This is a genomic window from Okeania sp. SIO2F4 (assembly GCF_010672385.1).
GTDB lineage: Bacteria > Cyanobacteriota > Cyanobacteriia > Cyanobacteriales > Microcoleaceae > Trichodesmium.
Genome location: NZ_JAAHGT010000202.1, coordinates 1 through 12,149 on the forward strand (window position 1 = coordinate 1; position 12,149 = coordinate 12,149).

Below are 12,149 nucleotides of genomic sequence, written 5' to 3' on the forward strand. Positions count from 1 at the left end.
AGACTAGATCGACCAAGGGAGTAGGGAGTTGAGAATCAGGATTCGGGGGTGTTTTGGCAATATGACAATGGACTAATTCCATTGGGTCACTACTTTCAAAGGGTAACTTTCCTGTGAGAAGTTCAAAGAATGTCACACCTAGAGAATAGAAATCTGTACGATAGTCAATCCCTCGGTTCATCCTTCCTGTTTGTTCTGGGGAAATGTAAGCTAGAGTTCCTTCTAAAACATTGGGACTAATCAGTTGTTGTTGTTCTTTGGGTAGTAGAGTAGAGATGCTAAAGTCGATGAGCTGGACTTCCTTGGTTTCTGGGTCGATGAGAATATTGCTGGGTTTAATGTCTTTGTGGATGATGCGCTGTTGAATTAGATAGTGGAGAACTTCTGCTAGTTGGATAGCAATGTGGAGGAAATTTGTGAGACTAGGCTCTGATTTTGGCCAATAGTCGGAAAGAGCGTAAGCTCCTGAGTCTGGCATGATTAGAGCATAGCCATTGCCATAGCGTTCCAGGGCTAGAGGTTTAACAATGGCTGGATGTTCCAGATTACGGGCGATCATATATTGGTTACGGAATTGGACTAACTCATTGAAACTAGGGTGAAGGTTGCGTAAGACTTTGATAATTACTGGTTTCTTGTCCCAGTTCCGTTGGCCACGATAGACCAGAGTACGTGTTCCTTGGTATAAATTTTTACTTAAGTAGTAGTTGGGAAGGTTAAGCATAATAGTGTTTTTGATGGTGTTCAGATTTGATTTGGGTAAATTTCAAGTTTTTGATGAGATTTCACTAATAGACATCTCCAAAAATCAAAAATAAAATCAATTATCGTACATAAATTATCAGTTCTTTGTGCCTATTCCCTATTCCCTATTCCCTCTTTTCTGGAGATGTCTAATGACAATGACTAGGTGAAATGGGAATATCTATCATAAATTCAGTGCCTTTTTCCAGTTGAGAAATACATAGCAATTGCCCTCTATGTTGCTCGGTGACTATTTGGTAACTAATAGACAACCCCAGTCCAGTACCTTGACCGACTGGTTTAGTAGTGAAGAAGGGGTCAAAAATACGTTGCTCAACAGTCTTACTGATTCCAGACCCATTGTCACCAATACGAATCCTTACTGTTTGCGCGTCTAGCATTTCGCTGCTAATATTAATTTGCGGACAATCATGCGCCTCGGAAGTAGTTAAAGCATCAATGGCGTTGGTGAGAATTTGTAGAAACACTTGATTGAGTTGACTGGCGTAACAGTTAATCAGGGGTAGTTGACCATAGTTTTTAACTATAGCAATATCTGGGTGGGAGTCATTACCTCTGAGGCGATGTTGCAAAATCATTAAGGTATTTTCTAATCCTTCATGGATATCTACCTGCTTTCTTTGGGATTCGTCGAGACGGGAGAAGTTGCGTAAACCGAGAATAATCTGGCGAATTCGAGTGCTTCCTGTTTCCATGGAATCAAATATTTTTTCTATGTCGTTACATAAGAATTCTAGATCTATTTCTTTTAATTTCTCTTGTATAGCGACACTGGGAGCGGTTCCCTCCTCCTGATAAAGGTCGATCAAGTCGAGTAAGTCCTGGACATATTGGCGAGCGTGAGTGATATTACCTGAGATAAAAGTAATTGGATTATTTATTTCATGAGCAATTCCGGCGATCATTTGCCCTAAAGAAGACATTTTTTCGGTTTGAATAAGTTGAGCTTGGGTTTGCTGCAATTTTTCCAGGGTTTGTTGTAAGTGTTGGTTGTTCTCTTGGAGTTCTTGGGTTCTCTGTTGAACTTGAACTTCTAGGTTATGGCTATAGTCTTCTAACTCTTGGTAAAGTCTGGCGTTTTCGATAGAGATGGCTGCTTGGGTGGTAAGCAGGTTGAGAACTTCTATGCGTTCTGGAGTGAAAGCTTCTGTCGTGAGGTTGTTTTCCAGGTAGAGGATGCCAATGAGTTTTCCTTGGTTGAGAATGGGCGTGCAAAGGAGACTTTTGGGTGGTTGTTTGAGCAAATAAGGATCGGCACTGAAGGTGTTGTTTTGTTCAAGGTTGTTGAGTAGCAGAGTCTTTTGAGTCCGTTTGACGGTGTTGATGATGCTTCTAGGTAGGGTTTCGGTTTCAGCTACAGGAGTAGTCGATAAGTCACAAGTGTCGTGATTGCATTGAGCCACAATTTCCCAATTGTCAGAGTTGTTTAATGATAATACTGCTTTGTTAGCTCCGGCATTCTCAATTAGGAGTTCCATCAATTTAGACAGCAACCCATCAAGTTCGATTTCTTCGGAAAGAGCTTGGGAGGATTTGATGGCAGATGTATAGTCTAGGAAAAGAGCTGTGGTAGTGACTGTATCTGAGACTTGAGTGCAACTCAAACTGTTATGGAAATTATCATATTCTCTTTTTTCCAAGATCGGGCTGAGGAGTTGGGGATATTTTGTTTCTAGCTGGTTGGTTTTAGCCTTTGCCCCCCAACGGGCGTAGCAGTAGTAGGCTTCAATCATATAGTCGGCAGCGACTCTTGTTTTGCCCCAGTCGAGGTAGAATTTGCCTGCCAGTTCATTAGCTATGGCTTCTTCTTGGATATATTCGTTTGCTTTTGCTCCAGAAATAGCCCTATCGTAAAGTTCTATGGCTTCTGCTTTTTGTCCCTTAACTCGGCAAATTTCTGCTGCTACCAAATCAACTTTATGTTGATAATTCATGGGAGCATAATTTGCCCAGAACTCTTGCAGTTGTGCTTGGTTTTCTTCTACTTGTGGGAATATTTCTGATATTTCCTGGGATTTTGAACTCAAAGCTGCTAGAGCAATCAAAGAATCATAGAAATAAAACACCGCTTCACCAATGAGTCCCACACCCGCAACTAAATAGCGTCTGACCTCAACGGCATGGTTTTGAGCTGATTCAATTTCTTCAAACAAGTAGGCAAGCATCAGCTTATATGAATAGAAGAAATACAATGCAGCAAATTGACTAGCTTCAAGCAATTGTATGGACTCAGCTTCTTGGAAAGCTTCTCCGGATAAGATAGTTGGATCTTCTGCAGTTCCTAGCAAATTCAACATAGATTGCCAATGGATGCGACACCTACTGGCTGTTGTCAAGAGATTTGATTGCACTAGAGCATTGCAGTAGGTGCGAGTTTCCACCTCCAAGGTGACAAGGGGCTGACCGCACCAAAAAGAATTGTAGCAAAGCGTTTGAGCATTATATCCGGTGTATTGTAGGTTTCCGAGTTCTACTGCAGTCGTATACCCCTCTTGCAGCAGTGGCAGCGTTGTTTTGATGTGATATTTACGGTGTAATATGAAGTATCCTAATACACATAATACCTGAGATTTGACAGTTTTTGCATCCATTTTGGCAACGAGTTCAAGTGCTAAGTGACCAAACTTGACACCGGTATCCACATCTTGCTTGATTTTGCAAGCAATGATGCCATAGCAAGCATAAGCAAAAGCTGAAACTGATATGTTTCCATATTGAATTGATAGCTTTACTGAAAAAGAAACCAGTAAGGGAAATAAGGGAGAAGCAGACATGAAAGTAGCTGGAATAATGCTGTTAGTAATCTGGACAATGGCTATCTTTTCGATATCTGTCATCTGAGGAAGGTGAATCAATTCTTCAACTTCCCTGTCTCCAATTAGTGTTTCAACTTCTGCAATTGCTTGTTGAATATCCTTTTTTGTAGGTTTTTCCGGAAAGGTGATACCTAATTTTTGTAAGAATTCTTGGGCAATTGCAATAGCTTGAGTCGGTTGATTCTGAGAAACATTAAATAGAATTTTAATTAGGTAAACATTCACCTGTTCCGGTAAAGTATGTGCGTGTGTAATTACCATTTCAATGTACTCTTCCATCGCCTCAAAATCACCGCAGAGTGAAGCCAATTCTGCCATTAAGTTATGGAATTCCAGACTCATTTCATATTCACTTTCCCAGGCATTTTCTCCTAGCAAGGATAATCCTGTGCTGGCATATTCACGACCCCCTTGATAAGCAGTGGCAGCTCTGGCTTTGCGACAGGCTATCAGGTTGAGTCTGGCTAATTCATCTTGTTCTTTTTGTTGGCTAATTAAGCCTTTTCCATAATTTAATTGATTGACAACCTCAAAAATGTGGTCTGCTCTCGCCTCTGGAGGGATCTGTTCCAGCAACAATTGTCCGATGTGGTAATGGGTTGTTTGTTTTTCCTGTTCTGGAATCAAAGAATAGGCTGCCTGTTGCACGCGGTCATGTAAAAAACGATAACCCACTGTTACCATCTGAGTTTTAGTCTTATCTACACTACCATGGAAAAACTTGTAAGCCTCACTCATGGGTAAAATCAACCCTTCTTGTAATGCTCCCCAAATATCTCTTGCTACCTCCTCGAGGGATTCTTCACACACTACTGCTAACGTCTCTAAGTCAAATTGATTCGCAATACAAGCAGCTAACTTCAACACTTTCTGAGTTGCTGCTGTCAATTTCTGCAACCGCCCGGCCATGAATTCCACTACATCATCTGTAATAGCTGCATCACGCACTTTCACCAGGTCACATTCCCAATAACCTAAATTTTGATTGAATCTAATGAGTCTATCTTCATATAACCCTTTCAAAAACTGTGTGGTAAAAAATGGGTTGCCTTGGGTTTTTTGATACACTAATTCTGTTAAGGGTATAGCTAATTCCTGACTACAATTGAGACTACCTGCTACCAATTGATTGATGTGTTCTAGAGCTAATGGCTCCAAGCTGATGGTAGAAATCACCGCTTGATTTTTCTCTAGTTCACCCAAACTCAACATCAAGGGATGAGCTGGAAATACTTCATTGTCTCTATATGCTCCCAGGATCAATAAATATCCACCTTCTGTGCTGCTAATCAAGACTTTCATTAAGTTCAACGATGCTGAGTCTGCCCATTGTAAGTCATCTAAAAACATCACTACCGGATGAGAGGGGGCGGTAAATACGGTGATGAATTTTTGAAATAGCAGGTTAAAGCGATTTTGAGCAGCACTGCCTGAAAGTTCGGGAACTGGTGGTTGAGTACCGATAATCTTTTCTAGTTCTGGTACTACCTCAATGATAACTTGAGCGTTTTCTCCTAAAGCTTTGAGGATTTTGGTTTTCCAATTTGTCAATTCTGTATCTGACTCACTCAATAGTTGTTTCATCAACTCTCGGAAGGCTGACAAAAATGCAGAGAAGGGAATATTCCGATTGAACTGGTCGTATTTGCCTTTGATGAAATAGCCTCTTTGCTTAACTATGGGTTTATGAACTTCATTGACAACAGCCGTTTTGCCAATACCGGAAAATCCTGCCACTAGCATCATTTCTGCTCTTTCTTCTCCCCCCTTACCAAGGGGGGTTTGGGGGGGATTACTAACTCTATCAAAAGCATCAAGTAACTTTTGTACTTCAGTTTCTCTACCGTAGAGCTTTTCTGGGATACTCCAGCGATCGCTCCGATCCATTTCTCCTAACTCAAAGGATGTAATTTCTCCTTTTGTTTCTAACTGTTTTAGACATTTCTCTAAATCGTGCTTCAAACCCAAGGCACTCTGATAACGGTCTTCGGCATTTTTGCTCATCAATTTGAGAACTATACTTTGCACTACTTCTGGTACTTGAGTTTTGAGTGGAAATTTGGCTATTTGAGCAATATGACAATGGATTAATTCTATTGGGTCCCTACTTTCAAAGGGTAATTTTCCGCTTAGGAGTTCAAAAAATGTTACTCCCAGAGAATAGAAGTCAGTACGGTAGTCAATTCCTCGATTCATCCGTCCGGTTTGTTCCGGTGATATGTAGGCCAGAGTGCCTTCTAAAACATTGGGGTTGAGCAGTTGTTGTTGTTCAGTTGGTAGTAAACTGGAGATACTAAAGTCGATAAGTTGGACTTGCTTGGTTTCTGGCTGAATCAGGATGTTGGCGGGTTTAATGTCTTTGTGAATGATGCGTTGTTGGCTCAGATAGTGGAGAGCTTCCGCGAGTTGAATGGCGATCTTGAGAAATTTGGTTAGAGAAAGGTCTGATTTTTGCCAATAGTCTACTAGAGCGATCGCTCCTGAATCTGGCATGATTAAGGCATAACCATTATTGTAACGTTCTAGGGCTAGAGATTGAACAATTGTCGGATGTTCCAGGTGACGGGTGATGATGTATTGGTTGCGGAATTGTACCAGTTCATGAAAGTTGGGATGCGGGTTGCGTAAGACTTTGATAATGACTTGCTGCCGAGGAGTGCCTCGGATAGATCTATAGACTAGAGTGCGGTTTCCGGTATATATTTGGTTTATTTCTTTATAACCAGGTAAGTTAAGCATCATCATTACCAGCCAAATTGATCAAAGATAACAACTTCAATTTTACTTCATTTTTACCTCAACTTCAAGAACATTTAACTTTATCTGTACGGAGGTTCCATAGAACGTCTCTTCTTGTTCACTTCAGAGCAAGTCTGTTTAATATCGTGTTGAAAAACCTATTATCCGTGATCCGGTCTCCTTTCTTCATCAGTTGGGGTGAATCAAATGGGATGACTCTCGGTAATTGGTAGAGCGATCGTAAATATTGTACCTTCTCCAACTGTGGAATCACAGGTAATTATACCCCCATGTTTTTCTGTAATAATAGATTTAGCGATCGCCATCCCTAAACCTGTTCCCTTACCCACACCTTTAGTTGTAAACCCCTGTTCAAAAATCCGGTCTTTGGTCTCTGGTTTCATCCCACAACCATTGTCTTGAATTTCTATCTGTACTTGAAGTTCATCTACTCTAGAAGTGCCAATCTTAATCCGATTAGGATACTCCTGAATCTCAGCATAAGTTTTACCAACATTGGCTTCATCAAAAGCATCTATCGCATTTGCCAAAATATTCATAAATACCTGATTCAACTGACCAGGAAAGCAGTTGATTTCTGGGAGTTCTTCATATTCTTTGATGATTTCTATTGCCGGACGTTTATCGTTTGCCTTGGTGCGATGTTTGAGAATAACTAAGGTACTCTCTATCCCATCATGGATATTGAATTTAGTTTTATGTTCTTGGTCTTTGCGGGAAAATATTCTCAGACTGGTGCTGATATTTTTCATCTGCTCTACTCCCACATTCATCGACTTTAAGATATTGGGAAAATCAGATCGCAAATATTCCAAATCTATCTCTTCAGCATGGTCTGTTATATTTTCAGCAAAAGTATTCTCTTCATATAGTAGATCCAAATGTTCTAATAAGTCAGCTAGGTTATTTTGGGCTATTTCAATATTGCCAGCAATGAACCCCAAAGGATTATTGATTTCATGGGCAACACCAGACAGCAAAGTCCCTAATGCTGACATTTTTTCACTTTGAACTATTTGTAGTTGTGCTTTTTGTAAATCTCGTAGTGCTTTTTGTGCTTGCTCATAGAGTTGGGCATTTTCTAGAGCAATGGCAGCTTGAGCGCAGAGAAATTGAATTATTGTTTGCCGTTCGGTAGTGAAAACCCCTTTTGTTGTCGGATGCTCTAAGTACAAAATAGCTACTAAATGACCTTGATGCAATAGTGGCACACAGAAGACACTTTGGGGTTGATAAGTCAGCAAGTACCCTTCAAGGATGGCAGTGATTTCAGTTTTGGCTTCATTAATGAGTACAACGGATTGTGTATTTTTCACATATTGAATCAAGCGAATGGGGACTGGAATGTCTGTAGTTAGGGGTTGTGAATTAGTATCAGTTTCTATTGTACCATCTATCGCCAGTTGTGCTATCGCCCGCAGATGCCATTGGTCAGTTTCCCGAACCAGTAAAACAGCTTTTTGTGCGCCAGCATTGGTGAGAATAATTTGTAGAATGTTACCTAATAGTGGTTCCAATTCTATGATACTGGAGATAGCTTGAGCTGCTTGTAATAGGGAAGCCAAATCTAAGGCATCAGATAATCCTGTGCTGGTAGTTTGAGTCTTGGTTTTTGAGGTCTGTCTTTGAGTAACTCGCTGTATACTATCAAGGGGATTTTCTACTTGTTGCTGTTGCAGGATAGGGGTAAGTAGTTGAGGGTATTTTGCTTCTAGTTGGTTAATCTTAGCTTTGGCTCCCCAGCGGGCATAACAATAGTAGGCTTCTTGCATATAGCCGCTCGCGACTTTCTCTTTTCCCCAGTCGAGGTAGAATTTAGCTGCCAGTTCGTTAGCGACGGCTTCTTCTTGGAGATATTCGTTTTCTTTAGCTCCGGCAATGGCGAGATCGTACAGTTCGATCGCTTCAAATCGTTCTCCTAAAATTCGGTGACGTTCTGCTGCTACTAAATCATACTTATGTTGACCATTCATTGGAGTATGATTTGCCCAATATTGCATTTTACTCTGATTAGTTTCAACCTTTTCCAGTATACTTTTCTGCACAGATGTGTCTGCACCATCATAATGAGCTAACTGAGTCAACGAATCATAGAAATTCCATACATACTCTTCTAACAAAGCGACAATCCCATCCAAATAAGACTCTGCTAATGCAGCATTTTCTACTGCTTGGGGAATCAGATCGAATAAATAGCAAAGAATCAACTTATTCATATAAAATAAATTAAGTGCTGTCCGATGATTAGCAGCAATTTTCAATGGGACAGACTCAGTTTCATTATAGACTGTTCCTATTAATTCCCATGGAGTTTCCGACTCTCCCAATAAATTTAGAACAGCTTGTTGAAAAGCTTGATGAGCAAGCAAAGCATTTTCTTGATTCATAGTAGCGAGAGCATGACTTGAACTTGCTATTTCCAGTTTAACAGCAGAGAGGTTATGACCCATGAAATAAAAGTATTGAGAACGGTTTGAGATGGCTAACCCCGCAAATTGGAAGTTCCCAGTCTCAAGTCCAGCTTGGTAAACCTTGAGTAATAAGGGAATAGATTCTTGAATGTGAGTTGAACGGTGGCTGATGCAAGTTCCAGCCATGAATGTACCAGCAACTCCATCCCCAGTTTGAGGAGTTAAATCTAATTGACAAGCAATTTTTCCATACTCAGTCGCTGATGTAATGTCTTGTAATACCAAAACACAAACTAGGCCATAGCAGGAATAGATAAATGAAGAGTGTACTGTATTCCCATATTGAATAGATAACTGCATGAGCTTACAACTTATCCAAGGGAAAAGACTGGGTTTAGCTTGATAACAAGATACTATTAAATTTGCCAGAATCTTTACTTTGGCTAACTGCTCCCTATCCTCTATCAAAGGTAAATTAGCTAGATCGGCAATAGCTTTACCGTCCATTAACTGGGAAATTGCTGCCAGTTCCACCTGTAAATCCTCAATTTCAGGTGATTCTGGGAACTGAATACCTAATAAAGCCAAGAACTCTATACCTATATTGAGAGCTGATAATTGTTGAGTTTGAGCCGTCTTAGCCAGAATTTTAATTTCATGGACTTTTACCAAATCTAGCAAATCTTGCCGATGATTAAAAACTTGCTCAATTATAGTTTCCATCAATTCAAAATCACCAGTTAGATAAGCTGCTTCTGCATAATTTTCATGTAATGTTAAAGTTAGTGGATAATTCGTTTGCCAACTTTCTACATCAAGTAAAGACAACGCCGTTTGAAAATATTGCAATGCTCCTGCGTAAGCTGCTGAACCTTTAGCTTTTTCTCCTGACTTGAAATTGAGTTGAATCAAATAGTCTTGTTCTGCGGGGTCAGCGATTAATTCTCTCGCCTGGTTCCAGTGATTGACAATCGTAAAAATATTGATATTCTCTTCTTCTGGAGACAGGTTTTTTGACAGTAACCGTCCGATTTGTAAATGAGTAGCTTGTTTTCGCTCTTCAGGAATTAGAGAATAAGCTGCTTGTTGCACCCGGTCATGCAAGAAACGATAATTTACTGATATATTTTCTTGACTTTTATCCTGCGGTTCATCTCCTTGGAAAAATTTATAGGTGTCAGTTTGAGGAATCACAAACCCTTCTTGCAACCCTCGCCATAAATTTCCTGCTACTTCATCTTGAGTCTGCTCACACACCACTGCTAATGTACTCAAGTCAAATTGGTTCCCTATACAAGCTGCTAGTTTCATTACATTCTGATTAGCTTCTGGTAGTTTCTGCAACCTCCCTACCATAAACTCTACTACATCATCTGTTAGTGCTAACTGTCGCACCTCTGAGAGCTCGCACTGCCAGTAACCTGCTTCCATATTAAAAGTAATACACCCGTCTTCATGCAACCCTTTCAAGAATTGGGTCCCAAAAAACGGATTCCCCTTTGTTTTCTGATACACTAACTCGGATAATGGTGCTGCTAGTTCTGTTGTACATATTAATGTTTCCGCTACTAAACGAGTAATATCTTTCTCGCTCAAAGGTGCTAAAGTTAGAGTCTCAATCTCAGCACCCTGTTTATTAATTTGATCCAAACTCAACATCAATGGATGAGCTGGAAACACTTCGTTATCCCGATATGCTCCTAACACCAGTAAATAACCTACTTCCGACTCTTCCATCAACAACTTTAGCAAGTCTAATGATGCTGAATCTGCCCATTGTAGGTCATCTAGGAAAATTACTAAAGGATGCTCTTTTGTGGTAAATACCCGCAGGAATTTACTAAATAATAAATTAAAACGATTTTGAGCTGCACTGCCAGATAAATCTGTCACTGCTGGTTGAGTACCAATTATTCTTTCTACTTCCGGTACTACATCTATAATTACTTGCCCGTTTTCTCCTACTGCATCTAGAATTTTGCTTTTCCATACAGCAAGTTCGGTATCGGACTCTCCTAACAATTGTCCCATCAAGTCTCGGAAGGCGATGACAAATGCAGAGAAGGGGATATTGCGATTGAACTGGTCAAATTTGCCTTTAATGAAATACCCTCTTTGCTTGACTATGGGTTTATGCACTTCATTGACCACCGCTGTTTTCCCAATTCCCGAAAATCCGGTGACTAGCATCATTAGAGTTGCACCTTGAGTGACAAGAGCAAATCCATCCAAGAGTCTTTGTACTTCAGTTTCGCGTCCGTAGAGCTTTTCTGGAATCATGAAGCGATCGCAAAAGTCTCTGCTACCTAGCTCAAATTGCGTAATCTTTCCTGTAGTTTCTAACTGTTGTAAACATTGCTCTAGATCGTGCTTGAGACCCAAAGCACTCTGATAACGGTCTTCCGCATTTTTCGCCATTAATTTCAAGACTAGATCGACCAAGGGAGTAGGGAGTTGAGAATCAGGATTCGGGGGTGTTTTGGCAATATGACAATGGACTAATTCCATTGGGTCACTACTTTCAAAGGGTAACTTTCCTGTGAGAAGTTCAAAAAATGTCACACCCAGAGAATAGAAGTCGGTACGATAGTCAATTCCTCGGTTCATCCGTCCCGTTTGTTCTGGGGATATGTAGGCTAGAGTTCCTTCCAGAACGTTAGGATTTATTAGTTGTTGTTGTTCTTTGGGCAGTAAAGTCGAGATGCTAAAGTCGATCAGTTTGACTTGCTTGGTTTCCGGGTGTATGAGAATATTGCTGGGTTTGATGTCTTTGTGAATAATGCGCTGTATGCTCAGATAGTGGAGAACTTCTGCTAGTTGAATAGCAATGTAGAGGAAATTACTGAGGCTTCGCTCTGATTTTGGCCAATAATCTGAAAGAGCGTAAGCTCTTTCATCTGGCATGATTAGAGCATAGCCATTGCCATAGCGTTCCAGGGCTAGAGGTTTAACAATTGCTTGATGTTCCTGGTGACGGGTGATGATGTATTGGTTGCGGAATTGGACTAATTCATTGAAACTGGGGTGGGGGTTGCGTAAGATTTTGATTATTACTGGTTTATTGTCACAGGTACGCTGGCCACGATAGACTAGAGTGCGTGTCCCTTGGTATAAATTTTCACTTATATAGTAGTTGGGAAGGTTAAGCATAATAGTGTTGTTGATGGTTTTCAGATTTGATTTGGGTAAATTTCAAGTTTTTAGTGAGATTTTACTAATAACAAGGACTAGGTTAAATCGGAACATCTATAATAAATTCAGTGCCTTTTTCCAGTTGAGAAATACATAGCAATTGCCCTCCATGTTGCTCGGTGACTATTTGGTAACTAATAGACAACCCCAGTCCTGTTCCTTGACCAACTGGTTTGGTAGTGAAGAAGGGGTCAAAAATACGTTG

4 protein-coding genes are annotated in these 12,149 nt (G+C 40.4%); all 4 read right to left on the bottom strand.

The window, feature by feature from the left end:
- On the bottom strand, window positions 1–724 hold a 724-nt coding region (locus F6K22_RS14885; RefSeq protein ID WP_293098979.1), incomplete at its 3' end, for a serine/threonine protein kinase.
- Window positions 725–893: 169 nt separating this feature from the next.
- Entirely contained in the window at window positions 894–6,323 is a 5,430-nt protein-coding gene (locus F6K22_RS14890; protein WP_293098985.1) for a trifunctional serine/threonine-protein kinase/ATP-binding protein/sensor histidine kinase, read from the bottom strand.
- Between the two features lie 200 nt (window positions 6,324–6,523).
- A complete protein-coding gene (locus tag F6K22_RS14895) occupies window positions 6,524–11,902 on the bottom strand; it encodes a trifunctional serine/threonine-protein kinase/ATP-binding protein/sensor histidine kinase (RefSeq protein ID WP_293098982.1) in 5,379 nt (1,792 codons plus the stop codon).
- Between the two features lie 82 nt (window positions 11,903–11,984).
- Window positions 11,985–12,149 (bottom strand): ATP-binding protein (locus F6K22_RS14900; RefSeq protein WP_375340160.1); only part of this gene is annotated, 165 nt, incomplete at its 5' end.